Origin of the sequence: Streptacidiphilus sp. MAP12-33, assembly GCF_041261265.1 — a bacterium.
Classification (GTDB): Bacteria; Actinomycetota; Actinomycetes; order Streptomycetales; family Streptomycetaceae; genus Streptacidiphilus.
The window spans coordinates 63,387-87,372 of sequence record NZ_JBGCCA010000012.1 but is presented as its reverse complement, the minus strand read 5'-3'; the positions used below and the strand labels follow the sequence as shown (position 1 = coordinate 87,372).

Below are 23,986 nucleotides of genomic sequence, written 5' to 3'. Positions count from 1 at the left end.
GGGGGACGGCGGTCAGCGGGTGCGGTTGCGGCTCTGGAGGGCGGTGCGCAGCAGCGCGGAGACGTTCGGCTTCGCCATGGCCTCGGCCTCGGGCGTCACCGCGACGACGGCCTCGTCCGCCTCGCGCGGGGCGAAGCCCAGGCCGACCAGCGCGGCATGCAACTGCTCGTGCCACGGCGCGGGCGCGGCTGCGACGGCCGCGTGCTGGGAGGGCACGGCGCCCGTCGGCGCGCCGAGACGGTCCTTGAGCTCGATCAGCAGCTTCTGCGCCCCCTTGGGCCCGATCCCGGGCACGGCGGTCAGCGCCTTCGCGTCACCGCGCGCGACGGCGACCCGCAGCGCCTCCGGGGTGTGCACGGCGAGCATCGCCTGCGCGACCTTGGGCCCGACCCCGCTGGCGGTCTGCAGCAGCTCGAAGGTCTGCCGCTCGTCGTCGTCGGCGAAGCCGTAGAGGGTGAGGGAGTCCTCGCGGACCACGAGGGAGGTCGCGAGCCGCGCCTCCTCCCCGAGGCGCAGGCGGGCGAGAGTGCCCGGCGCGCACTGCACGAGCATGCCCACGCCGCCGACCTGGATGACGGCACTGGACGGCGTGAGCGCGGCCACCGGGCCGCTGACGAAGGCGATCACGGTCGGGGCTCCCTGACGCGACTGAGGGCTGCGGCGATCCTGTTGTTGGCGGTCCCGCGCCAGATGTGACAGATGGCGAGCGCGAGCGCGTCCGCGGCGTCCGCGGGCCTGGGCGGGGCGTCGAGCCGCAGGATGCGCGTGACCATCGCGCCCACCTGGGCCTTCTCGGCGCGTCCGCTGCCGCTCACGGCGGCTTTGACCTCACTGGGGGTGTGCAGCGCGACGGGTATACCACGGCGCGTCGCGCACAGCATCGCCACTGCGCTGGCCTGGGCGGTGCCCATCACGGTGCGGACGTTGTGCTGGGCGAAGACGCGCTCGATGGCGACGAGATCCGGGTGGTGCGTGTCGAGCCACTCCTCGATCCCGTGCTCGATCTTCAGCAGCCGCAGCGGGATGTCCTCCTCGGCGGGGGTCCGCACGACGCCGCACGCGACCATGCTGAGCGGCCGCCCGGGCGCGCCGTCGACGACGCCGACCCCGCAACGGGTCAAGCCTGGATCCACCCCGAGAACACGCATGCCCGCAGGTTATCGGCTCGCACCGACAGAACCACCGAGGGGCGCGGGGCTCTACCGATTTGCGGCTCCGCCGCGTGGGCGCAAGCAGCCAGTCGCAACCAGCAGGGGCGCGGGGAACTGCGCGAGCAACCACCCTGTGCGGATGGCCCTGCTCGCTGAGCGACTCACCACATGGGTGGCTTGTCGCGCAGTTCCCCGCGCCCCTGGAGGTGCAACCACAGGCGGGAGCATCAGTGACCCGGTCGCGCCCACGCGGCGGAGCCGCACATGAGCACAGCCCCGCGCCCCTGGAGGTGCGACCACAGGCGGGAGCATCAGTGACCCGGTCGCGCCCACGCGGCGGAGCCGCACATGAGCGCAGCCCCGCACCCCTGGAGGTGCAACCACAGGCGGGAGCGAAGGACTCAGGCGTCGGCGTCGAGCTCGGCCTCGACCTCGGCGGAGATGTCGAAGTTGGCGAAGACGTTCTGGACGTCGTCGCTGTCCTCGAGCGCGTCGATCAGCTTGAAGATCTTGCGCGCGCCGTCCGCGTCCAGCTCGACCTGGACGGAGGGGACGAAGTTCGCCTCGGCCGAGTCGTAGTCGATGCCGGCCTCCTGGAGGGCCGTGCGGACCGCGACCATGTCCGTCGCCTCGGTCTGGATCTCGAAGCTGTCACCGAGGTCGTTGACCTCCTCGGCGCCCACCTCGAGGGTGACCTCCATGATCGTGTCCTCGTCGACCTTGTCGGCCTTCGGGACCAGGATGACGCCCTTGCGGGAGAACATGTACGACACCGAGCCCGGGTCGGCCATCGAGCCGCCGTTGCGGGTCATCGCGACGCGGACGTCGGAGGCCGCGCGGTTGCGGTTGTCGGTGAGGCACTCGATCAGGACCGCCACGCCGTTCGGGCCGTAGCCCTCGTACATGATGGTCGAGTAGTCGGCGCCGCCGGCCTCCGCGCCGGAGCCGCGCTTGACGGCGCGGTTGATGTTGTCGATCGGGACCGAGCTCTTCTTCGCCTTCTGGATGGCGTCGTAGAGGGTCGGGTTACCGGTGGGGTCTCCACCACCGGTGCGGGCCGCCACCTCGATGTTCTTGATCATCTTCGCGAAGAGCTTGCCGCGCTTCGCGTCGATGACGGCCTTCTTGTGCTTGGTGGTAGCCCACTTGGAGTGGCCGGACATCGAGTTGCTCCTTAAAACAGCACCAGGTGGAAGTGAACGGACGGAGAGATCTTACCGTCACCCGTGGTGACCGGCGGCGCGGACCATCTCCACGAAGTAGGCGTGCACACGGTGGTCGCCGGTCAGCTCGGGGTGGAACGAGGTGGCCAGCAGGTTGCCCTGACGGACCGCCACGATGTGCTCGTCGGCGGTGCCGGTGTGCAGCGAGGCCAGCACCTGGACGTCGGCGCCGACGGACTCGACCCAGGGGGCGCGGATGAAGACGCCGTGGACGTCGCCGCCCTCCTCCAGGCCCTGGAACGGGACGCCCTGCTCGAAGGACTCGTTCTGGCGGCCGAAGGCGTTGCGGCGCACGACCATGTCGATGCCGCCCACCGTCTCCTGGTCGTCGCGGCCGTCGAGGATCTTGTCCGCGAGCATGATCATGCCGGCGCAGGTGCCGTAGACCGGCATGCCCGCGGCCACCCGGGCGCGCAGCGGCTCCATCACTCCGAAGAGCAGCGCGAGCTTGGACATGGTGGTGGACTCGCCGCCGGGGATGACGATGGCGTCGACCTCGGCCAGCTCCTCGGGGCGGCGGACCGGGCGGGCCAGCGCGTCGGCCTCGGCCAGCGCGATCAGGTGCTCACGGACGTCACCCTGGAGGGCCAGGACGCCGATGACGGGGGTGGAGCTGGACGACACGGGGAAGACCTCTTCGACAGACGTTCAAGACGGACGGACGAACGGGAGGAGCCCCGACCCCAGCTGGGGTCGGGGCTACCGCACGGGAACCGGAGTGACTACCAGCCGCGGTTGGCGTAGCGCTCGGTCTCCGGCAGGGTGTCGCAGTTGATGCCGACCATGGCCTCGCCCAGGTTGCGGGAGGCGTCCGCGATGATCTTCGGGTCGTCGTAGAAGGTGGTGGCCTTCACGATGGCGGCGGCACGCTTGGCCGGGTCGCCCGACTTGAAGATGCCGGAGCCGACGAAGACACCCTCGGCGCCCAGCTGGCGCATCAGGGCGGCGTCGGCCGGGGTGGCCACGCCACCGGCGGAGAACAGCACGACCGGGAGCTTGCCCAGCTCGGCGACCTCGGCGACCAGCTCGTACGGGGCGCGCAGCTCCTTGGCCGCGGCGTAGAGCTCGTTGTTGTCGTAGCCGCGCAGCTTGGCGATCTCGCCCTTGATCTGGCGCAGGTGGCGGACGGCCTCGACGACGTTGCCGGTGCCGGCCTCACCCTTGGAGCGGATCATGGCTGCACCCTCGGCGATGCGGCGCAGCGCCTCGCCCAGGTTGGTGGCGCCGCAGACGAAGGGGGTGGTGAAGGCGAACTTGTCGGAGTGGTTCACCTCGTCGGCCGGGGTGAGCACCTCGGACTCGTCGATGTAGTCGACGCCGAGGGCCTGGAGCACCTGGGCCTCGACGAAGTGACCGATGCGGGACTTGGCCATGACCGGGATGGAGACGGCGCCGATGATCTCTTCGATCATGTTCGGGTCGGACATGCGGGCGACGCCGCCGTCCTTGCGGATGTCGGCGGGGACGCGCTCCAGGGCCATGACGGCCACGGCACCCGCATCCTCGGCGATCTTCGCCTGCTCGGCGTTGACCACGTCCATGATCACACCGCCCTTGAGCTGCTCGGCCATGCCACGCTTGACGCGGGCGGTGCCGACCGCAGGCTGGCCGGAGGTGGGAGTGGTGTTGGTGGACACGAATGACCTCACTGAAGACGCGGATTCGGTGCGATAAGCCAATGGTAGGCGTGTAACGACCTTATCCGATGCTCCACCCGGTCCAGCCGGGCGCCACTCGTTGTGCCACTACGGAGCACTCCGCGTGGCAGGACGAGTGGCGCCGGCGTGCCGCCGCGCCGCAGGGTCAGCTCAACCGCACGCGCGGGTCCAGCACCGCGTAGAGCAGGTCCACGACGATGTTGGCCATCACGATGAAGACCGCCGCCAGCAGGACGGTCGCGATGACCACGGGCTGGTCCTGCCGGGTGACGGAGCCGACCGCGAGCTCGCCCAGGCCCGGCAGGCCGAAGAGCCGCTCGGTGACGATCGCGCCGCCGAGCAGTCCGGCCAGGTCGATGCCGAACTGGGTGACCACCGGGGTCAGTGCCGCCCGCAGTGCGTGCCGGATGGTGACCCGGCGCTTGGCGATGCCCTTGGACCGGGCGGTGCGGACGTAGTCCTCGCCGAGCACCTCCAGCATCTGGCTGCGGGTGAGCCGGACGTAGGTGGCGGCGGTGATGAACGCCAGCGCGCACCAGGGCAGGATCAGGTGGTGGGCCCACTCCAGCGGGTCGGTGGTGATGCCGACGTAGCCGGAGGGCGGGAACCAGGCGAGCCCGGCCGTGGTGAGCTTGAAGAAGAGGAAGTACAGCAGCAGGATGCCGATCAGGAACGACGGCATCGACAGACCGATCAGGGCGAAGATCGTCCCGGCCCGGTCCAGCAGGCTGCGCGGGCGGACGGCGGAGATCACGCCGATGGTGACGCCGCCGACCAGCCAGAGCACGGCCGCGCCCACCGCCAGCGAGGCGGTGACCGGCAGCGCGTTGCCGATCAGGGTCGAGACCGGCTCGGAGTTGTAGTACGAGTACCCGAGGTTGCCGTGGAGCAGCCGGTCGAGGAAGTGCCAGTACTGCACCACGAGCGGCTGGTTCAGGCCCAGTTGCTTGGTGATCAGGGCCACCTGGGTCTGGGTGCAGAGCCGGCCGCAGATCATGCGCGGCACGTTGTCCGGTGCCACGAAGAAGATCCCGAAGGTGAACACGCTGATCAGCCAGAGCACCAGGGCCCCGGAGAGCAGCCGTCGGATGAGGAACCTCAGCATCGACGAGCCTCCCGCTCAGTCCTGGAACAGGCGCTCGGCACGCGGGTCGAGCGCGTCGCGCACCCCGTCGCCGAGCAGGTTGAAGGCCAGCGTCGTCAACAGCAGCGCCAGGCCGGGGAAGAGGGGGAACCACCAGGCGACCTGGTAGAAGTCCTGCGAGTCGCTCAGCATGTTGCCCCAGGTGGGCGTCGGCGGGACGACGCCGAGGCCGAGGAAGGACAGCGTCGCCTCGAAGACGATCGCGATCGGGATCAGCAGCGTCGTGTAGACGATGACGGGCGCCAGCAGGTTCGGCAGCACGTCCACGAACATGATCCGCAGGTCGTTCGCGCCGAGCGAGCGGGCCGCCTCGACGTACTCCTTCTCCCGGATGGAGAGCGTCTGCCCCCGCACGATGCGCCCGACGGCGGCCCAGGAGAAGAAGGCGATCACGAAGACCGAGATGGCCAGGCTGGACCCGTAGATCGAGACCAGCGCGATCGCGAAGAGCAGGAACGGGAAGGAGAGGACCACGTCCATCGCCCGGGACAGGAACGAGTCGACGATGCCTCCGAAGTAGCCCGAGACCAGGCCGACCAGGACGCCCATCGCCACGGCCAGGAGCGTGGAGACCACGCCGACCAGCAGCGAGACCTGGCTGCCGTAGATGGTGCGGGACAGGATGTCGCGGCCGAGGTTGTCGGTGCCGAGCAGATGGCGCCCGCTCGGGCCGACGGGGAGGCCGTCCACCGTCAGTCCCTGGGTGCGGTCCTGGTCGGTGGGGCCCCAGCCGATCCAGTGCGCGAGCAGCGGGGCGGAGATCGACACCACCACCAGGACCACGATGAAGGCCAGCGAGATCATCGCGGCCTTGTCCTTGCGCAGGTGCAGCCAGGCGAGCTGCCAGGGGCTGCGTCCCTGGATCGCACCGCTCTGGGCGCGTGGGGCGGCGGGGGCCTCGGCCACGGCGACGGCACCCGGTTCGGGGGTGCCGTCGGCGGCCTCGGGCGCGCCGTCGGCGGTCATGTCCGTGCTCATTCGGCCCGCTCCTCGTCAGGGATGGTCGCGGTGACGCGGGTGAGGTCCTCGCCCGGCTCCACCGGAAAGTGGCAGGCCGTCAGGTGCGAGTCGGGATCGCCGGACCGGGCGAGCAGCGGCGGGACCTGCTGCACGCAGATCTCCTGGGCCTTGGGGCAGCGCGGGTGGAAGCGGCAGCCGGTCGGCGGCGCGATGGGGGACGGCACGTCCCCGGTCAGCACGATCCGCTGGCGCGCGGCGGCCTGGTCGGGGTCGGCGATCGAGGCCGCCGACAGCAGCGCGTTGGTGTACGGGTGACGCGGCCGGTCGTGCAGTTCCTCGGAGTCGGCGAGCTCGACGACCTGGCCCAGGTACATCACCGCGATCCGGTCACTGACGTGCCGCACCACGGACAGGTCGTGGCTGATGAAGACGTACGTCAGGCTGAACTCGCGCTGGAGGTCCTCCAGCAGGTTCAGGACCTGCGCCTGGATGGACACGTCGAGCGCGGAGACCGGCTCGTCGGCCACGATCAGGCTGGGCTTGAGCGCGAGCGCGCGGGCCACCCCGATGCGCTGCCGCTGGCCGCCGGAGAACTCGGCCGGGAACCGGTTGTAGTGCTCGGGGTTGAGCCCGACCAGCTCCATCAGCTCCTGGACCTTGGGCTTGCGCTCGTCGCGTTCGCCCTCGCCGTGGATGGCGAAGGGGTCTCCGATGATCGAGCCGACCCGGCGCCGCGGGTTGAGCGAGCCGTACGGGTCCTGGAAGATCATCTGCATCCGGCGCCGGTACGGGCGCACCTGCGACCGGCTGAGGCCGGTGATGTCCTGGCCCTCGAACATCAGCTTCCCCGAGGTCAGCGGGTGCAGCTTGGTGATGCAGCGGGCCAGGGTCGACTTGCCGCAGCCGGTCTCGCCGACCAGGCCGAGGGTCTCGCCGCGGCGCACCGTCAGCGAGACGCCCTCGACGGCGTGGACCCGGCCGACCTCGCGCTTGACGATGATGCCCTGCTTGATCGGGAAGTACTTGACCGCGTCCTGGACCTCGACCAGAGGCTCCGCGCTGGTGGTGTCGGTGCTCATGCCGCGCCTTCCTCGACCGCTGCGTCCTTGGTTGCCGAGCCCTGGCCCGGCACCCGCTCCACCGCGCGTCCGGCGGCGCTCGCGTCCTGGCGGGCCTGTTTCATCTCCTCCGTGGTGCCGACCAGATGTCCCGGCAGCCAGCAGGCGGAGGTGTGGCGGCCGCCGTCGTCGACGGGCGCCAGGTCCGGCTGCTCGGTGCGGCAGCGGTCCATGGCGAACTCGCAGCGCGGGTGGAAGGCGCAGCCGGAGGGCAGCCGGATCAGGCTGGGCGGCTGGCCCGCGATCGGGCGCAGCCGGGTGCCGGCCGCGCTGGAGGACGGGATCGACTCCAACAGGCCGTTGGTGTAGGGGTGGTGAGCGCGGTAGTAGAGGCCGCGGCGGTCCGCGCGCTCGGCGGCCCGGCCCGCGTACATCACCAGCACGTCGTCGGCCAGTCCGGCAATCACGCCGAGGTCGTGGGTGATCATGATGAGCGCCATCCCGTTCTCCTGCTGCAGGCGCAGCAACAGGTCCAGGATCTGGGCCTGGACGGTGGCGTCGAGGGCGGTGGTGGGCTCGTCGGCGATGACCAGCTGCGGCTCCAGCGCCAGGGCCATGGCGATCAGCGCGCGCTGGCGCATGCCGCCGGAGAACTGGTGCGGGTAGTCGTCGACGCGCTGCGCCGGATGCGGGATGCCGACCTGCCCGAGCAGGTCGATCGCGCGCCGCCGGGCGACGGCCTTGCTGACGGCCTCGTGGGCGCGGATCATCTCCACGATCTGCCAGCCCACCTTGTAGAGCGGGTGCAGGCTGGAGAGCGGGTCCTGGAAGATCGCCGCGATCTTCGCGCCGCGGATCCTGCGGAACTCGGGCTCGCCCATGGCGAGCAGGTCCTCGCCCTCGAAGCGGGCGATTCCCCGGACCCGGGCGCCGGTGGTCAGGCCGAGCAGTGTCTGCGTGCAGACGCTCTTGCCCGATCCGGACTCGCCGACGATGCCGAGCGTGCGTCCGGCCTCGAGTTCGAAGGAGACGCCGCGCACCGCCTGGACGTCACCGTCGCTGGTACGGAAGGACACATGGAGGTCGGAGACCTCGAGAAGGCTCATTGCGCCTCGCAGCTCGATCACGGGCGGAGGGCTTCTGCCCCCCGGCCCGTTGGGCGTGGGGACATGCGGGCCCTGCCCGGCGCGGGGTCACCGCGCCGGGCAGGGTGGTGCGCTGCGCGTGGCTCAGCTGTTGGGCGAGAGCCAGACCTCGGTGATGTCGTAGTTCTGCGAGAAGAGCTCGAAGATCGCGTTGTGCACCCGGTCGGACCGGAACAGCGGCGTGTTCTGGGTCTCGAACGGGACGATCGCCGCGTCCTTCATGACCTGCTGGTCGGCCTGGTGCCACAGGGCGTCGGCGGAGGCCTGGTCGGGCGCCGCCATGGCCTGGTCGATCAGGCCGTTGGTGACGGTGCTGTTGTAGTCGCCCCAGTCGGTCGAGCCCGGGCCGTAGTTGCGGCCGTCGAAGAGGGGCTCCAGGTTGGCGCGGCCGTTGTTGCCGAACCAGTCCGGCACCCAGCCCGCCTCGGTGATGTCCCAGCTGCCCGCTTTGGCGGCGCTCGGCAGGTTCAGGTACTTGCCGTAGTAGTCGCCCTGGGAGACCGGGACGATCTGGGTGGTGACACCACAGGCCTTGAGGTCGGCCTGGACGGACTGGGCGACGGCCGGGTGCTTGCCGGCGTTGCGGGCCAGGTCCTTGAGGACCAGGCCGTTCGGGTATCCGGCGGCGGCGAGCATCGACTTGCACTTGGCCGCGTCGCCCTTGTGGTCCGGCGTCGGGTACGGGTCGTACTGCTGGTAGCCGAGGCTGCCCGGCGGGATGGCCTGGTCCAGCGGGGTGTTCAGCGAGGGACCGCCGTAGATCTGGCCGATGGCGACCTTGTCGATCGCGTACTCCAGCGCCTGACGCACCGCCGCCTTGCCGAGCGCGCCCTGGTTGCTCGGGCTCTGCTCGTTGAAGACCAGGAAGGGGTTGGTGCTGCCGGACGGGTAGATGCCCAGGCGCGCGTCCTTGCTCGCCTTCAGCGCCGGGACGGACGCGGTCGGCACGGAGGTGTCCCACTCCATGTCCGCGGTGCCGGCCTGGATCTGCTGCTGCACCGGGGCCTCGTCCTGGCCCTCGGTGATGGTGATGTGGTCGACGTAGGCGTCACGGACCGGGTCGGAGGCCTTGGTCCAGGCGGGGTTCCGGTCCAGCTTGATCGACTGGTTGGCCGTGTACGAGGTGATCTGGTACGGGCCGTCGGAGATCGTGTGGGTCCGGAAGTTCGCGTCGTCCGGCAGGTAGTCGAGGTACTCCACCGGCGCGGGCGAGGAGAACGGCATCGCCAGGATGTTGAGGAAGTCGTTGGCCTTCTTCACCAGCGTGAACTGGACGGTGCCGGCGTCCACGGCCTTGATGCCGGAGATGTCGTGGCTGTTGACGTAGGCCTTGATCGCCGGGATGGTCGGGCTGACCTTGGCGAAGCCGTCGCAGTACTCCTTGAAGCCCGCGATGACGCCCACGTAGTAACCGGGAGCGCCCACCGCGTTCGGCGTCGGGTTGCACAGCCGCTTCATGCCCAGCACCTCGTCCTGCGCGGTGACCGCGCGGGCCGGGCTGGTGTTCCACATCGCGTTGGTGCGCAGGTGGATGGTGTAGGTCAGGCCGTCCGCGCTGATACCGCCGTTGCCGGTGGTCGGGACGTCGCTCGCCAGGTCGGCGATGACGTTGGTGGCCTTGGACGCGTCCGTCGACGCCGGATACGTGAACAGCTGCCGCGTGTAGGCCCGTTCGAGGGTGTACGTGGCGGTGTAGTAGCCGCTGGCGGTGTCCAGGTGGTCGACGTCGCCGCTGCCGATCAGCTTGAGCGTGCCGCCCGTGGTGGGGGTTCCGGTGGCGTTGACGTTCGCCGCGTTGGCGTCGGAGGAGGTCCCCCCGGTCGGCCCGCCGGGGCTGGGCTTGCTGGACGAGGAGCAGCCTGCGGCTGCGAGCGCGACGCTCGTCAGCACGGCTCCCAGCGCCAGGGTGCGGGTTCTGCGGTTGGTGCGTGGCATGTGGAGCGCCTCCTGCGATCGATTTCCAGACGTTCGATGCACAAGTGGCGCCGTGGGGGCGGGGACTCGGAACGCGGGCGGGCGAAACCCCCCACGGCCGGGGCTCCGCTCAGGATCCACGACGTCGAGGTGCCCGGTGAGGCACCGTCAGTAATCTCGGGGCGCACCGACTTTCTGTCTACGGCGCGGACGCCATCGCAATCATGGTGTTATCAGATCGCCGCCAACTGTCACCCCGTCAGGTGCGGACGGCCTCGAGGGTGCGCGGCGCCTCGTCGTCCATCTCGAAGGCCAGCGGGAACGGGGCACGACCGGCCAGTCGGAACAGCCGGACGAGCCGGTGACGACGCACCGCTCGGGCTGCGCGCACCGAGTCGTTGTGGAACCTGCGCGCCATCGGCACCCGCCGTACGGCCTCCCCGAGCTCCACGAGCGCGTCCCCTCCGCCCGGCAGCGAGGTGAGTTCGTCCACCTGCTCCTGCTCCGCGAAGACGGCGCGCAGCGCCTGCGAGAGCTCGCTCTCGGCGACCTCCCGCTGCTCGTCCTGCGCGGTGCGGGCCGCGTGCGCGGCCTGGTACAGCACGATCGACGCGGCGGGGTCCAGCATCGTCGACGTCGCCAACTCCAGCGCGCCGGAGGCGCGCCGCAGCAGCTGCGCGTCCAGCGCGGCCCGCGCCGCGTCGATCCGCGCGTGCAGCCGGTCCAGCCGCCCGGCGGTCCAGCTCAGGTACAGCCCGAAGGCGACGACGACGAGGGCGATCCAGATCCATGTGCTCACAGGGTGTGACCCTATCTGGGCGGGAAGTTGCACTCCCCCAGGGGCGCGAGGAACTGCGCGAGAAACCCACCCGGGACGGATGGCCCCGCACGTTGAGGACCATCCGCACGCCGGTGGTTGCTCGCGCAGTTCCTCGCGCCCCTAGGGAGTGCAACTACCTGTCGCCGGTATAGACACCCGTCGGGCGGTGGCGGAGCGGGGGTGACTGGTACTCCTCCAGGGCGTGGGCGATCCAGCCGGCCGTGCGGGCCAGTGCGAAGACCGCCTCCTCGGCGTCCTGCGGGAAGCCGCACAGCTCGGCGAGGACCGCGAGGGCGAAGTCGACGCCCGGGAAGGTGCCGAGGCGCTCGCGGGCGAGCTCCGCCAACTCCCTTGCCACAGCCAGCAGTCCGCGCGGATCCGGGAGGTCGCCGAGGAGGCGGAGGAGCGCCCGCGCGCGCGGGTCACGGTCGCGGTAGAGGACGTGGCCGAAGCCGGGCACCGAGCCGGTGTCCCGCAGGGTCGCCGCCAGCGCCGTCACCGGATCGGTCTCCGCCGCGTGGACGAGGACGCGCCGGGCCAGCGCGCCCGCGCCGCCGTGGAGGGGGCCGTCGAGTGCCGCGAGGCCCGCGGTGACGACCGCGTACGGGTTGGCCCGGGTGGACGCGGCCAGGCGAGCCGCATACGTGGAGGTGGCGATGTCGTGGTCGGCGAGCAGCACCAGCGCCGCGTCCAGCGCCCGCACCCCCGGCTCGCTCGCGGGCGCCGCGCTCAGCCGGGCCCACAGCCGCGCGGCGACCCCCTCCCCCGACGGCAGCGCCCGCTCCGGGACACCGGCCAGCAGCGCGCCGACCAACGTGCGGCCGGTGGCGACCACGCTCTCCGGCCGCAGGTCGAGGCTGAGCGGATCGGCGACCGAGGCCGCCAGGACCGCCGCCTTGAACCGGTCCACCACGCGCGCCGTGCCCGGCAGCGCATCCGCGCACGCCCCCGCGGCGGCCGCGAGCGCGGCCGGCGGTGGCGCGAAGCGCGCCGTCGGCTCCTCGCGACCGGTCCACAGCCACACCGCCGTCGCCTCGAACGTCCACCGCTCGGCCAGGTGCGTCGCGTCGCGACCCCGGTAGAACAGCCGGTCGCCCTCCAGCAGGGTCAGCTCGGTGCGGATCGCCGGCCCCGAGGGCCGTTCGCCGCCGCGCGCGGGCTGCGCGTTGCGCTCCGCCAGAGCGTCGACGTCCGCCACGGCGAACAGGCTCCCCTTGCCGTCGGCGGCGCGCACCCGCGCGATCAACCCGCGACTGACATACGCGTACAGCGTCTGCGGCTTGACGCCGAGCCGCTCCGCCGCCTGCCGGGTGGTCAGCATGCCCTCGGCGACCATCGGGCCTCCATATATTGATTAGATCGATCAACGTTGACAACTATTGATCACTGCGACGACATTGGCAAGCATGAACTCCGTCATCGACCTCGAAACGACCGCCACCGACTACCGCGACTTCGCCCACGTCCACACCCGCGCCCACTCCCCTGCGTACGAGCGGATCAGTGCGGCCGTCGCCGAGTCCGAGGAGCTGCTGACACGCCTGGTCGCGCTGCCGCGGATCAAACGGCAGCCGAACCTGCTGCTCGCGGCTGTGCGGTACCTCGGCGGGCCCGCGGAGTCGGCCGAGGCGTTCGTCGAGTGGACCCTCGCCCACTGGGAGCCGGTCCGCGAGGTGATGCTGGCCCGCGCCACCCAGACCAACGAGGCCGGCCGCTGCGCGACCCTCCTCCCGCTGCTCGCGGCGCTGCCGCAGCCGCTGGCGCTGGTCGAGGTCGGCGCCTCGGCCGGGCTCTGCCTGCGGCCCGACCGCTACCGGTACCGCTACGACGGCGCGGAGGCGTTCGGCGCCGACAGCCCCGTCACCCTCGACTGCGCAACGACGGGCCCGGTGCCGCTGCCCGCGGCGCTGCCGCGGGTCGTGTCCCGCACCGGCGCGGACCTCAACCCGCTGGACCCCACCGACCCGGACGACACCCGCTGGCTGGAGAGCCTGGTCTGGCCCGGCCAGCAGCAGCGCCTGGACCGCCTGCGCGCGGCGCTGGCCGTCGCCCGCGACGAGCCGGCCCGCATCGTCCGCGGGGACCTCAACGCCCGCGTCGCGGAGCTGGTCGCGGCGGCTCCGGCCGGGTCCACGCCGGTGGTCTTCCACAGCGCGGTCCTCACGTACCTGCCGCCGGACGCGCGGGCCAGGTTCGTCGCGACGATGCGCGAGCTGCCGTGCCACTGGATCTCCAACGAGGCCCCGGGCGTCCTCCCGGAGATCGACGCCCGGCTGCCGCGGCCGGCGCCGACCGACCGCGGGGTGTTCGTCCTGTCCCTGGACGGCGAGCCGAAGGCCTTCACAGGACCGCACGGGGAGCGCCTCGACTGGCTCGACTGACCTGCACCGTCCAGGGGCGCGAGGAACCGCGCGACAAGCCACCTGGGCAGCAAGATCCCGAGTGGACAGGGCCATCCGCCTGGGGTGGGTTACTCACGCAGTTCCCCGCGCCCCTGGGGGTAGGGCAACTACAGGCCCAGACGTGAGCGCCAGCCGCCGGTGGGCTCCAGGTCGGTGACCGCGGCCGCGCCCGTGGCGACCGTCTCGTAGACCGCCAGGATGTCCGCGCCCACCGTGGACCAGTCGAAGCGCCGCACGTGGCGCGAGCCCGTGTCCCGCAGCGCCTCCCGTCGGGCCGGGTCCGCCAGCAGCCGCAGGACCGTCTTGGCCAGGGCCTCGGCGTCCTCCACGGGGAACAGCTCGCCGCTGGAGCCGCCGTCGAGGACCTGCCGGAAGGCGTCCAGATCGGAGGCGACCACCGGCGCCCGCGCCGACAGCGCCTCGACCAGGATGATCCCGAAGCTCTCGCCACCGGTGTTCGGCGCGACATACACGTCGACACTGCGCAGCAACCGCGCCTTGTCCTCGTCGGAGACCATCCCGAGGAAGGTGATCCGCTCGCGGACCGACGCCGGGAGGTCCTTGACGGCCTCCTCCTCGTCGCCCTTGCCGGCGACGATCAGCCGGACGCCGGGCCGTGCGGCCAGGATCGCGGGCAGCGCCTCCAGCAGGGTCGGCAGACCCTTCCGCGGCTCGTTGATGCGGCCGACGAAGCCGATCGTGTCGCCCTGCCACTCCTCGCGCGGCTCCGCGCTCGCGAAGAAGTCGACGTCGACACCGTTGGGGATGACCACCGCGTCACCGCCGAGGTGTTCCACCAGCGTCGTGCGCGCGTACTCGCTCACCGCGATCCGCGCGGAGATCTTCTCCAGCGCGGGCTGGAGGATCGGCTCGGCGGCGATCATCGCCCGCGAGCGCGGGTTGGAGGTGTGGAAGGTGGCCACGATCGGGCCGGACGCTGCCCAGCAGGCGAGCAGCGACAGGCTGGGAGTGGCCGGCTCGTGGATGTGCAGCACCTCGAACTTGCCCTCGTGCAGCCAGCGGCGCACCCGCGCGGCGGAGAGGAAGCCGAAGTTCAGGCGGGCCACCGAGCCGTTGTAGGGCACGGGGACGGCCCGGCCCGCCGAGGTGACGTAGGGCGGCACGGGGGTGTCGTCGTCGGCCGGGGCGAGCACGGAGACCTCGTGGCCGAGGCCGATCAGATGCTCCGCGAGGTCGCGGACGTGGAACTGGACGCCGCCGGGGACGTCCCAGGCGTACGGGCAGACGATGCCGATCCTCACGCCTGGGCCTCCACGGGTCGGGCGTCCGCGGTGGGCTGCTCCGGCCGCGGCTCCAGGTCGGCGAGCCAGAAGCGCTGGAGCATGTGCCAGTCCTCGGCGTGCTCGCGCACGCCCACGGCCCAGACGTCGGCCATGGCCTGCGTCATCGCGGCCGTCTTCTCGCGGCGCGTGCCCTCCTCGGGCACGAGGATCTCCTCGTGGACACGGCCCCGCATGGTCTTCGTCTCGTCGTACCAGAGCGTGACGGGCAGCAGCGCCGCGCCCGTCTGCGCGGCCAGTGCGGCCGGACCGGCCGGCATGCGGGTCTTCTCACCGAGGAAGTCGACCTCGATGCCGTTGGCGGAGAGGTCGCGGTCGCCGACCAGACAGACCAGCTTGCCCGCGCGCAGGCGCTTGGCGAGCGTCGCCATGGTGTGCGCGCCGCCGGTCAGCGGCAGCACCTCCATGCCGAGGCCCTCGCGGTAGGCGACGAAGGCGTCGAAGAGCTTCTCCGGCCTGAGGCGCTCGGCGACCGTCGTGAACGGGTAGCCGCGCACGACGACCCAGGCACCGGCCAGGTCCCAGTTGCCCATGTGCGGCAGCGCGAGGATGACGCCGCGCCCGGCGGCGAGGGTGTCGTCGAGGCGGTCGATGTGCTCGGGGGCGAAGGAGCCGCGGATCTTGTCCTTGCTCCACACCGGCATGCGGAAGGACTCGCACCAGTACCGCAGGTAGGAGCGCATGCCCTGGCGGCTGAGCGCCCGGATCCCGGCCTCGTCCAGGTCGGGGCGGACCCGCCGCAGGTTGGCCTCCAGGCGCAGCACGCTCTTGCCCTGCCGCTTCCACGCCATGTCGGCGATGCGGCGGAACAGCGCGTCGGCGGCCGGCTCGGGCAGCCGCTTGACCAGCCCCCAGCCCGCCGCGTAGGCAAGGTACGTCAGGTCGTCCTTGTTCACTGAACCTCCCCTGTGGTGCCGGGCACGGCGGCCTGGGCCGCCGTCAGCTCGGCCAGCTCGGCCGCCTCGCGGCGGACGGTCAGTACCCGCTGGAACACGGTGATCAGACTGCCGACGGCGACCAGCCACAGCACGACCGGCAGCAACCACTGCACGCCCGGCACGCCGAACTGGTGCAGACCGGCGACCCCGGCCGCGACCAGCGTGCCCACCAGCCGCTCGGCGCGCTCGACGACGCCGTTGACGTCGCACTTGAGCCCGAGGCTCTCGGCGCGGGCCTTGCTGTAGGACACCACCTGGCCGCTCGCCAGGCAGAACAGCGTCACGGCGCAGAGCAGCAGGTTGTCGCCCTTGCCCGCGTACCACATGGCGATACCGCCGAAGATCGCGCTGTCGGCGACCCGGTCCAGGGTGGAGTCCAGGAACGCGCCCCACGGGCCCGAGCGCCCGGCCTGGCGGGCCATGTTGCCGTCGACCAGGTCGGAGAAGACGAACGCCGTGATGACGATCGTGCCCCAGAAGAAGCTCCCGCGCGGGAAGAAGACCAGCGCTCCGGCCACCACCCCGGCGGTACCGACCAGGGTGACCGCGTCCGGGCTGACGCCCCTGCGCAGCAGGAAGGCCGCCAGAGGGGTGAACACGCGGGTGAAGAAGGCTCGGGCGTATTTGTTGAGCATGGGTCTTCCGACCGCTCCGTTTCAGGCAGGTTCTCGGCGCATGCACCGTGGTCCAGGTGAGCGTCATGCTATCGGGCCGACTCCACCTGACCGGCGTATGGACCTGCGGCGAACAGAGTGGGAGGCTCCAAAGTACCGCGGGTGACCTGCGTCACATCACGGACCCATCCTCACCCGGCGCGGCCCCGTGGCGTCTCTGCAGCACGCGTGCGGGAGGAGATGGAAGATCATGGGTGACAAGACAGGACATGCCCCGGGAGCCGCCGGCAGGGCACCGTCGGCCGACCGGCCCGAAGACATTCGGAACGTGGTGCTGGTCGGCCACAGCGGAGCGGGAAAGACGACGATCGCCGAAGCCCTCGCCCTGGCCACGGGGGCGATCAACCGGGCGGGCAAGGTCCAGGACGGGACCACCGTCTCGGACTACGACGAGATCGAGCACCGCCAGCAGCGCTCGGTCCAGCTCTCCCTCGTCCCGCTGGAACACGCGGGATTCAAGATCAACCTGCTGGACACCCCCGGCTACGCCGACTTCACCGGCGAGCTCCGGGCGGGACTGCGGGCCGCCGACGCGGCCCTCTTCGTCGTCCCGGCCAACGAGGACATCGACGGCAGCACCCGCGGCCTGTGGGACGAGTGCGCGGCCGTGAACATGCCCCGCGCCCTGCTGGTCACCAAGCTGGACGCACCCCAGGCCGACTTCGACACCACCGTCGAACGCTGCCGCGAGGCGTTCGCCCTCGACGCGCCCGAGTCGATCCTGCCGCTCTACCTGCCGCTGCGGGAGGGCGCCCCCGGCTCCGACGGCGAACCCACCGTCACCGGCCTCGTCGGCCTGCTCAGCCGGCACACCTACGACTACACGACGGGCAAGCGCGTCGAGGCCGAGGCGGGCAGCGAACTCGCCGACGCGATCGAGGCCGAGCGGGGGCGGCTGATCGAGGCCGTCATCACCGAGAGCGAGGACGAGACGCTGATGGACCGCTACCTCGGCGGCGAGTCCATCGACACCAAGACCGTGATCGACGACCTGGAGAGCGCGGTCGCGCGCGGCCACTTCCACCCCGTCATCGCCGTCCTGCCGGCGGCCGAGGGCTCCAAGGAGGGCGTCGGCACGGCGGAGCTGCTGGAGCTGATCACCTCCGCGTTCCCCTCGCCGGTCGAGCACGTCACGCCCGTCCACGAGGGCGAGGAGGCGCTCGCCTGCGACCCCGCGGGGCCGCTGGCCGCGCAGGTCCTGAAGGTCACCAGCGACCCCTACGTCGGCCGCCTGACCCTGTGCCGGATCTTCTCCGGCACGCTGCGCCCCGACGGCCAGGTCCACATGGCCGACGCCGACACCGACGAGCGCGTCGGCGCGCTGTCCTCCCCGTTCGGCAAGACGCTGCGGCCCGTCGCCCAGGCGGTCGCGGGCGACATCGTCTGCGTGGCCAAGCTCGCCCACGGCTCGACCGAGGACACCCTGAGCCTGCCCGACCACCACGTCGGCCTCGACCACTGGGCTCTTCCCGAGCCGCTGCTGCCGGTCGCCATCGCGGCCCACAGCAAGGCCGACGAGGACAAGCTCTCCCAGGGCCTGGCCCGCCTCGCGGCGGAGGACCCGACCCTGCGCCTGGAGCAGAACCCGGAGACCCGGCAGCTCGTCCTGTGGTGCATGGGCGAGGCCCACGCGGACGTCATGCTGGAACGCCTGCGCGGGCGGTTCGGCGTGCACATCGACACCGTCGACTACGTGGTCCCGTTCCGCGAGACGATCGCGGGCCCCGCGACGGGCCGTGGCCGGCACGTCAAGCAGTCCGGCGGGCACGGGCAGTACGCGATCTGCGAGATCCAGATCGAGCCGCTGCCGACGGGCGCGGGCTTCGAGTTCGTGGACAAGGTGGTGGGCGGCGCGGTCCCGCGCCAGTTCATCCCCTCGGTGGAGAAGGGCGTCCGCGCGCAGCTCGCCCGGGGCGTCGCGGCGGGCTTCCCGCTGGTGGACGTTCGGGTCACCCTGGTCGACGGCAAGGCCCACTCGGTCGACTCCTCGGACGCCGCGTTCCAGACGGCGGGCGCGCTGGCCCTGCGGGAGGCCGCCGCGAACAACGTGCGGCTGCTGGAACCGGTGGCGGAGGTCCACGTGCTCGTCCCGGACGAGTACGTGGGCGCGATCCTCAGCGACCTGAGCAGCCGCCGCGGCCGGGTCCTGGGCACGGAGCCTGTCGGCACGGGCGGTCGGACCGCGGTCCACGCGGACGTCCCGGAACTGGAGATCATCCGCTACGCGGTCGACCTCCGCAGCCTCAGCCACGGCGCTGGAAGCTTCACCAGGGCCTACGCCCGCCACGAGACCCTGCCGGAGGCGATCGCCACGAAGGTGCTGAAAGCCGCCGAGAAGTAGTTGCACTCACCTCAGGGGCGCGGGGCCGTGCTGATGCGCGGCTCCGCCGCGTGCGCGCGAGCGGGTCACCGAAGCTCCCGCAGGTGGTTGCGCTACCCAGGGGCGCGGGGAACTGCGCGAACAACCCACCCGAGGCGAATGGCCCTGAACACGCGGGATCTGCCCACACGGGGTGGCTTGTCGCGCAGTTCCCCGCGCCCCTGAGGTGAGTGCGACTACCGCTTGATCGCGCAGGCGGGGGTGCCGCCGGGGAGGCGTTCACGGTTGGCGGAGACGAGGCGGTAGACCGCCTCCGCGAGGGCGTGGACGCCGGGGAGGCGCATCGCCGCGCCCAGGACGTTCCACGGCAGGCGCCGCTGCCGCAGCAGCACCTTGGCCACCGCGTCCGCGCCGCCGTAGACCGTGCCGGTGGGGGTGATCCACAGGACCTCCCGCTCCGCGCGCTCGCGCGAGACCGCGCCCGCGGTGAACTCCGCGAGGGTGTCCATCTCCGCGAACTGGAAGGGGACGGCCGCCCAGCCGTCCGTGCCCAGGAGCCGCTCGCCGAACCGCACGGTGGACGTGCAGAACGCGCAGTCGCCGTCGAAGACGAGCAACGGTGTGCCCGGAGTGATGTCCATGCGGACATTCTCGCAGGTCCCCCCGAGCCTCACCCTGGGGCAACCCGCTGACATGGTGTGATCGTCAGCGATACGCTGGCACCGCACGCCCGTTGACACGCCTTCAGGGGAGGAAGCGCGACGATGAGCGATGGACCCTTCGGGCCCCAGGTGCTCCGTACCGATCCCTCACCGGGGTACGGAGCCACCACCTCCCTGTCCTCGATGGCCTACCGCGACGGCGACTTCCAGCAGCTCGTCGACCTGCACCCGGAGACCAAGTCCAAGCCGGGGCGCATCAAGCTGCTCTCGCCCAATCTGGGCGAGGCCTTCTGCGAGGCGCTGATCGCCCGCACGCTGGGCGGCAAGCGCAAGCCGATCGTGCCGTCCTACGGGGTGCAGCCCCGCATCGTCGTCGAGCACGCGCTGGAGGCGGAGGACGTCCGGCACCAGCGCGACAAGCAGCTGACGCTGGTGTCGCTGGTCTTCGGGCTGCTCTTCCTGCCGGGGACGCTGCTGTGGCTGCTCGTGTTCGAGCTGGCCCGGCGCGCGCCGCAGAAGAGCCGGGAGCTGACGCAGAACTTCGGCATCGTCGTGGTGGTGCTGATCGCGGGGCTGCTCGCCTGGCGGCCCGGGTCGGTCACCGGCGTGTGGGGCCTGTACCTGCGGGTGATGACGATCGTGCCGCTGGTCGGCTGGTACCTGGCCCGGCGGATCTGCCTGAACACCGCGCAGAAGCTGCGCGACCGCTGGAACGGCCTGCTGGAGGGGACGGCCATGGGGCCGACCGTGCCCGGCGCCGTCCCCAAGGGCCCGGACGACCACAAGGCGGAGAACCAGCGGCAGCGCCTCGCCGAGCTGCTGGCCGAGCAGGACACCAACATCGGCCACTACGCCGGACCCAAGGGCATCCTGGGGCTGGGGCCGCGCTGGGCGTCGTGGAGCCTCGCGGAGCAGATGGTGCCCGCCGCCGGGCACCAGGAGATCCGGCCGTTCCACAACTACGACGTGGTCAGGAAGATCGAGGAACGGCTGCACCGGTTCGGCCGCAGTGTGGTCGCCGAGGGCGGCATCCCGCACGTGATCGTCGACCACTGGGTACTGCTGCCGATCGGCGAGAGCGCGGACGAGATCTCCCGGCCCGCCGGTCCGGTCATGGACGGCCACCGGATGCGGCCCTTCTCGGTGACCGAGCTGGCCGACAAGCAGACCTTCGGCTCCGGGCCGCGCCACTACGTGGGCGCGCAGTTCGTGCTCTGGGACGGCCAGTTGGTCATCACCCTGATGGCGACGGTCACCGTCCTGCACGACACGCTCCGGATCGAGGTGACCGGACACGCGCTCGGGCCGGTGCACAGCCTGTTCAGCAAGAAGGCCAAGCCGGAGGAGAAGACCGTCAAGAAGACGGTCAAGTTCTGGGAGGACCAGACCTTCCAGCTCCCGATCGTGAACAACGCCGAGGTGGTGCGGCTCGCCACCCGGGCGCCGTTCACCTGGCACCAGCCGCTGCTGAACCACCTCGGCGGGTCGGTCAAGCTGCCGGAGCCGTTCGGCCTGCGGCACGCCTGGGCCACCCGCCCGTGGGGCCACCGCTTCATGGCCGACGACGCGATCCGGGTGGCCACGCCGTTCCTGCGCGCGTGCCACGCGGCCACGATGGACCTGCTCAAGGACCACGACGTCGACCTCGAACGCTTCCAGAACCGCTCGCTGCTGCTCGGCGCCGAGGTCCAGAGCGTGCGTCCGGGCAAGCCCGACGTCTACGACGCGGACTGAGCGGCGCGCCACCGCCGTTCGGCACGGCGGTGTTCACCGCGCTGCTCCCGCTCGCGGGCGCGCTCCACCTGCTCACGACGACCGCGTGGACTCCGTGAGCGCACCCTGCTGATGGAGCGGCTAGGGCTGCTCCGGCCAGGCGTCGGCGATGAGCTTGCGGGTGTCGCCGAGCATCTGCGGGAGCACCTTGACGTGCCCGACGACGGGCATGAAGTTGGTGTCGCCGCCCCACCTCGGGACCACGTGCTGGTGCAGGTGGGCGGCGATACCCGCGCCGCCGGCGGAGCCCTGGTTGATGCCGATGTTGAAACCGTGGGCCCCGGAGGCGGCCCGCAGGGCGGTCATGGCCTGCTTGGTGAGCTCGGCGATCTCCGCCGTCTCCTCTGCCGTCAGCTCGGTGTAGTCGGCGACGTGCCGGTACGGCACGGCCATCAAGTGGCCGCCGTTGTACGGGTACTTGTTGAGCACGGCGTAGGCGTGCACGCCCCGGCGGACGACCAGGCCGTCCTCGTCCGTCATGGACGGGATCGCACAGAACGGGCAGCCGTCGTCCGGCAGGGGGCCGGTGGGCTTGGACTCACCCTGGATGTAGGCCATCCGGTGCGGGGTCCACAGGCGCCCGAACCCGTCGGGAACGCCCACTCCGTGCTGCTGCTCCGGCTCCGTCGTCATGCTGATCAGCATAGACGTGAGGGCGGTCCCGTCGAGACCGCCCTCACCTACTCAGTGCCTGCTCACACCTGGCTGCTTCTCACACCTGCACCCGGCGCTCCACCACGTCGACCAGTTTGGCCAGGGCGTCGGCGCGCGGGACGCCGTTCTCCTGGGAGCCGTCGCGGTAGCGGAAGGAGACCGTACCGGCCGCCATGTCCTCGTCGCCGACGATGACCATGAACGGGGTCTTCAGCTTCTGGTGGTTGCGGATCTTCTTCTGCATCCGGTCGTTGGAGGCGTCCACGTCCACCCGCAGCCCCTTGGCCTTCGCCTCGCGGGCGAACTCCTGGAGGTACTCGATGTGCGCGTCACCGATCGGGATGCCGACGGCCTGGACCGGGGCGAGCCACGGCGGCATGGCGCCGGCGTAGTGCTCCAGCAGGACCGCGAAGAAGCGCTCGATCGAGCCGAACAGCGCGCGGTGGATCATGACCGGCCGCTGGCGCGAGCCGTCGGGCGCGGTGTACTCGAGGTCGAAGCGCTCCGGCAGGTTGAAGTCGACCTGGATGGTCGACATCTGCCAGGTGCGGCCGATCGCGTCCTTGGCCTGGACGGAGATCTTCGGGCCGTAGAACGCGGCGCCGCCCGGGTCGGGGGTCAGCGGCAGGCCCTGCTTCTCGGCGGCCTTGCGCAGCGTCTCGGTCGCCTCCTCCCAGACCTCGTCCGACCCGATGTACTTCTCCGGGTCCTTGGTGGAGAGCTCCAGGTAGAAGTCGTTGAGGCCGTAGTCGCGCAGCAGGTCCAGCACGAAGGTCAGCAGCGAGTCGAGCTCGTCCGCCATCTGCTCCTTGGTGCAGTAGATGTGCGCGTCGTCCTGGGTGAAGCCGCGAGCACGGGTCAGGCCGTGGACGACACCCGACTTCTCGTACCGGTACACCGTGCCGAACTCGAACAGGCGCAGCGGCAGCTCACGGTAGGAGCGGCCACGGGCGTCGAAGATCAGGTTGTGCATCGGGCAGTTCATGGGCTTGAGGTAGTAGTCCACGCCCTCGTCGAGCTGCATGGGCGGGTACATGCCGTCGGCGTACCAGTCCAGGTGGCCCGACTTCTCGAACAGGGTGCCCTTGGTGGCGTGCGGGGAGTAGACGAACTCGTAGCCCGCCTCCTCGTGCCGCTTGCGCGAGTAGTCCTCCATGGAACGGCGGATGATGCCGCCCTTGGGGTGGAAGACCGCGAGGCCGGAGCCGATCTCCTCGGGGATCGAGAACAGGTCGAGCTCGGAGCCGAGCTTGCGGTGGTCGCGCTTCTCGGCCTCCTCCAGGAAGTCGAGGTACGCCTTCAGCTCGTCCTTGGACGGCCAGGCGGTGCCGTAGATGCGCTGGAGCATCGGGTTCTTCTCGCTGCCGCGCCAGTACGCGGCGGCGTTGCGCATCAGCTTGAAGGCCGGGATCAGGCGGGTGCTGGGCAGGTGGGGACCGCGGCAGAGGTCCTTCCAGCACAGCTCGCCGGTCTTGGCGTCCAGGTTGTCGTAGATGGTCAGCTCGCCGCCGCCCACCTCGACGTTCGCGCCGTCCTCGGTGGACGCGGAGCCCTTGAGGCCGATCAGCTCCAGCTTGTACGGCTCGTTCGCGAGCTCCTCGCGGGCGGCGTCCTCGGTCACCACGCGGCGCTGGAAGCGCTGGCCGCGCTTCTGGATCTCCTGCATCTTCTTCTCGATGACCTTGAGGTCCTCGGGAGTGAACGGCTTCTCGACGTCGAAGTCGTAGTAGAAGCCGTCCTTGATCGGCGGGCCGATGCCGAGCTTGGCGTCCGGGAAGACCTCCTGCACGGCCTGGGCCATCACGTGCGCGGTGGAGTGGCGCAGGATGTTGAGGCCGTCCTCGCTGGTGAGCTCGACGGGCTCGACCTCGTCGCCGTCCTGGACGACGTAGGTGAGGTCCTTGAGCTCGCCGCCGACCTTGGCGGCGATGACGGCCCGCTCGCCCTGGAAGAGCTCGGCGGCCGTCGTGCCCGTCGTCACCACGCGGTCTTCCCGATCGGGTTCGCGACTGATGACCACACGGACGTCCGACACCGGACTCTCCTGACTCTCGGTACCTCTGGAAGGACAGCAGGAATGCTGCGATCACGATGGTACCGGCGCGAGGCGTTGCACCATCCAGGGGCGCGGGGAGAACCGTGCGCACGGGCGGCGAGTTGCACTCCCCCAGGGGCGCGGGGCTCTGCCC

At 71.1% G+C, this 23,986-nt stretch carries 21 protein-coding genes; 3 read left to right on the top strand and 18 right to left on the bottom strand.

The genetic code is table 11. From position 1 onward, the window contains the following. Positions 1-12 precede the first annotated feature (12 nt). The 12 genes from ruvA to ABH931_RS14400 all read right to left on the bottom strand — a co-directional run bounded on the left by ruvA (position 13) and on the right by ABH931_RS14400 (position 12,409). Positions 13-627 (bottom strand): Holliday junction branch migration protein RuvA, encoded by a 615-nt coding sequence (gene ruvA / locus ABH931_RS14455; protein WP_370113087.1) that lies wholly within the window; start codon positions 625-627, stop codon positions 13-15. Next, a complete protein-coding gene (ruvC, locus tag ABH931_RS14450; protein ID WP_370113085.1) occupies positions 624-1,148 on the bottom strand; it encodes a crossover junction endodeoxyribonuclease RuvC in 525 nt (174 codons plus the stop codon). The genes ruvA and ruvC overlap by 4 nt, the downstream gene beginning before the upstream one ends. Before the next feature lie 404 nt (positions 1,149-1,552). Next, positions 1,553-2,314, bottom strand: coding sequence for a YebC/PmpR family DNA-binding transcriptional regulator (locus tag ABH931_RS14445; protein WP_370113083.1), 762 nt, complete (start codon positions 2,312-2,314; stop codon positions 1,553-1,555). Between the two features lie 57 nt (positions 2,315-2,371). Beyond that, positions 2,372-2,998 (bottom strand): pyridoxal 5'-phosphate synthase glutaminase subunit PdxT, encoded by a 627-nt coding sequence (gene pdxT, locus ABH931_RS14440; protein ID WP_370113082.1) that lies wholly within the window; start codon positions 2,996-2,998, stop codon positions 2,372-2,374. A 98-nt stretch (positions 2,999-3,096) separates the two neighbouring features. After that, a complete protein-coding gene (gene pdxS / locus ABH931_RS14435) occupies positions 3,097-4,011 on the bottom strand; it encodes a pyridoxal 5'-phosphate synthase lyase subunit PdxS (protein WP_370113080.1) in 915 nt (304 codons plus the stop codon). Between the two features lie 166 nt (positions 4,012-4,177). Continuing rightward, on the bottom strand, positions 4,178-5,137 hold the full coding sequence (locus ABH931_RS14430) for an ABC transporter permease (protein ID WP_370113078.1): 960 nt from the start codon (positions 5,135-5,137) through the stop codon (positions 4,178-4,180). A 15-nt stretch (positions 5,138-5,152) separates the two neighbouring features. Beyond that, positions 5,153-6,154, bottom strand: coding sequence for an ABC transporter permease (locus ABH931_RS14425; protein ID WP_370113076.1), 1,002 nt, complete (start codon positions 6,152-6,154; stop codon positions 5,153-5,155). Continuing rightward, positions 6,151-7,215, bottom strand: a complete 1,065-nt coding sequence (locus ABH931_RS14420; protein WP_370113074.1) for an ABC transporter ATP-binding protein — start codon at positions 7,213-7,215, stop codon at positions 6,151-6,153. Before ABH931_RS14420 ends, ABH931_RS14425 begins: the two co-directional genes overlap by 4 nt. Next, a complete protein-coding gene (locus tag ABH931_RS14415) occupies positions 7,212-8,300 on the bottom strand; it encodes an ABC transporter ATP-binding protein (protein ID WP_370113072.1) in 1,089 nt (362 codons plus the stop codon). Before ABH931_RS14415 ends, ABH931_RS14420 begins: the two co-directional genes overlap by 4 nt. 123 nt (positions 8,301-8,423) lie before the next feature. Beyond that, a complete protein-coding gene (locus ABH931_RS14410; RefSeq protein ID WP_370113070.1) occupies positions 8,424-10,274 on the bottom strand; it encodes an ABC transporter substrate-binding protein in 1,851 nt (616 codons plus the stop codon). A 238-nt stretch (positions 10,275-10,512) separates the two neighbouring features. Next, positions 10,513-11,052, bottom strand: a complete 540-nt coding sequence (locus ABH931_RS14405; protein ID WP_370113068.1) for a hypothetical protein — start codon at positions 11,050-11,052, stop codon at positions 10,513-10,515. A gap of 154 nt (positions 11,053-11,206) precedes the next feature. Then, positions 11,207-12,409 carry a citrate synthase gene (locus ABH931_RS14400; protein WP_370113067.1) on the bottom strand — a complete coding sequence of 401 codons (1,203 nt, stop codon included), beginning with the start codon at positions 12,407-12,409 and terminating at the stop codon, positions 11,207-11,209. A 70-nt stretch (positions 12,410-12,479) separates the two neighbouring features. Between ABH931_RS14400 and ABH931_RS14395 the strand changes: the two genes are divergently transcribed. Continuing rightward, positions 12,480-13,454 (top strand): DUF2332 domain-containing protein, encoded by a 975-nt coding sequence (locus ABH931_RS14395; protein WP_370113065.1) that lies wholly within the window; start codon positions 12,480-12,482, stop codon positions 13,452-13,454. A 128-nt stretch (positions 13,455-13,582) separates the two neighbouring features. Here ABH931_RS14395 and ABH931_RS14390 read toward each other — a convergent pair whose 3' ends face one another. The 3 genes from ABH931_RS14390 to pgsA are packed head-to-tail and all read right to left on the bottom strand — an operon-like array spanning position 13,583 to position 16,349. Further along, positions 13,583-14,737, bottom strand: a complete 1,155-nt coding sequence (locus ABH931_RS14390; protein ID WP_370113064.1) for a glycosyltransferase family 4 protein — start codon at positions 14,735-14,737, stop codon at positions 13,583-13,585. Then, on the bottom strand, positions 14,734-15,672 hold the full coding sequence (locus ABH931_RS14385) for a phosphatidylinositol mannoside acyltransferase (RefSeq protein ID WP_370113062.1): 939 nt from the start codon (positions 15,670-15,672) through the stop codon (positions 14,734-14,736). Before ABH931_RS14385 ends, ABH931_RS14390 begins: the two co-directional genes overlap by 4 nt. Next, complete coding sequence (gene pgsA, locus ABH931_RS14380; protein ID WP_370113060.1) at positions 15,669-16,349, bottom strand: phosphatidylinositol phosphate synthase; 681 nt, start codon at positions 16,347-16,349, stop codon at positions 15,669-15,671. The genes ABH931_RS14385 and pgsA overlap by 4 nt, the downstream gene beginning before the upstream one ends. Before the next feature lie 229 nt (positions 16,350-16,578). Between pgsA and ABH931_RS14375 the strand changes: the two genes are divergently transcribed. Continuing rightward, positions 16,579-18,729: an elongation factor G-like protein EF-G2 gene (locus tag ABH931_RS14375; RefSeq protein WP_370113058.1), complete on the top strand. Its 2,151-nt coding sequence runs from the start codon at positions 16,579-16,581 to the stop codon at positions 18,727-18,729. Positions 18,730-18,944: 215 nt separating this feature from the next. Here the strand turns inward: ABH931_RS14375 and ABH931_RS14370 are convergent, their stop codons facing one another. Next, the gene (locus tag ABH931_RS14370; protein WP_370113056.1) at positions 18,945-19,349 is read right to left on the bottom strand and encodes a thiol-disulfide oxidoreductase DCC family protein; all 405 of its coding nucleotides are present in this window, start codon (positions 19,347-19,349) and stop codon (positions 18,945-18,947) included. Positions 19,350-19,472: 123 nt separating this feature from the next. Here ABH931_RS14370 and ABH931_RS14365 point away from each other — a divergent pair, with 123 nt between their 5' ends. Then, a complete protein-coding gene (locus ABH931_RS14365; protein WP_370113054.1) occupies positions 19,473-21,104 on the top strand; it encodes a hypothetical protein in 1,632 nt (543 codons plus the stop codon). Between the two features lie 120 nt (positions 21,105-21,224). Here the strand turns inward: ABH931_RS14365 and ABH931_RS14360 are convergent, their stop codons facing one another. Further along, complete coding sequence (locus ABH931_RS14360) at positions 21,225-21,788, bottom strand: HIT domain-containing protein (protein WP_370113052.1); 564 nt, start codon at positions 21,786-21,788, stop codon at positions 21,225-21,227. Positions 21,789-21,855: 67 nt separating this feature from the next. After that, a complete protein-coding gene (gene thrS / locus ABH931_RS14355) occupies positions 21,856-23,832 on the bottom strand; it encodes a threonine--tRNA ligase (RefSeq protein ID WP_370113050.1) in 1,977 nt (658 codons plus the stop codon). Between the last annotated feature and the right edge of the window lie 154 nt (positions 23,833-23,986).

Bases quoted from the DNA above. Each gene is read 5' to 3' on its own strand.
- ruvC (WP_370113085.1), bottom strand. From the start codon at position 1,148: ATGCGTGTTCTCGGGGTGGATCCAGGCTTGACCCGTTGCGGGGTCGGC.
- ABH931_RS14445 (WP_370113083.1), bottom strand. From the start codon at position 2,314: ATGTCCGGCCACTCCAAGTGGGCTACCACCAAGCACAAGAAGGCCGTC.
- ABH931_RS14430 (WP_370113078.1), bottom strand. From the start codon at position 5,137: ATGCTGAGGTTCCTCATCCGACGGCTGCTCTCCGGGGCCCTGGTGCTC.
- ABH931_RS14425 (WP_370113076.1), bottom strand. From the start codon at position 6,154: ATGAGCACGGACATGACCGCCGACGGCGCGCCCGAGGCCGCCGACGGC.
- ABH931_RS14420 (WP_370113074.1), bottom strand. From the start codon at position 7,215: ATGAGCACCGACACCACCAGCGCGGAGCCTCTGGTCGAGGTCCAGGAC.
- ABH931_RS14415 (WP_370113072.1), bottom strand. From the start codon at position 8,300: ATGAGCCTTCTCGAGGTCTCCGACCTCCATGTGTCCTTCCGTACCAGC.
- ABH931_RS14410 (WP_370113070.1), bottom strand. From the start codon at position 10,274: ATGCCACGCACCAACCGCAGAACCCGCACCCTGGCGCTGGGAGCCGTG.
- ABH931_RS14400 (WP_370113067.1), bottom strand. From the start codon at position 12,409: ATGGTCGCCGAGGGCATGCTGACCACCCGGCAGGCGGCGGAGCGGCTC.
- ABH931_RS14395 (WP_370113065.1), top strand. From the start codon at position 12,480: ATGAACTCCGTCATCGACCTCGAAACGACCGCCACCGACTACCGCGAC.
- pgsA (WP_370113060.1), bottom strand. From the start codon at position 16,349: ATGCTCAACAAATACGCCCGAGCCTTCTTCACCCGCGTGTTCACCCCT.
- ABH931_RS14375 (WP_370113058.1), top strand. From the start codon at position 16,579: ATGGGTGACAAGACAGGACATGCCCCGGGAGCCGCCGGCAGGGCACCG.
- ABH931_RS14370 (WP_370113056.1), bottom strand. From the start codon at position 19,349: ATGGACATCACTCCGGGCACACCGTTGCTCGTCTTCGACGGCGACTGC.
- ABH931_RS14365 (WP_370113054.1), top strand. From the start codon at position 19,473: ATGAGCGATGGACCCTTCGGGCCCCAGGTGCTCCGTACCGATCCCTCA.
- ABH931_RS14360 (WP_370113052.1), bottom strand. From the start codon at position 21,788: ATGCTGATCAGCATGACGACGGAGCCGGAGCAGCAGCACGGAGTGGGC.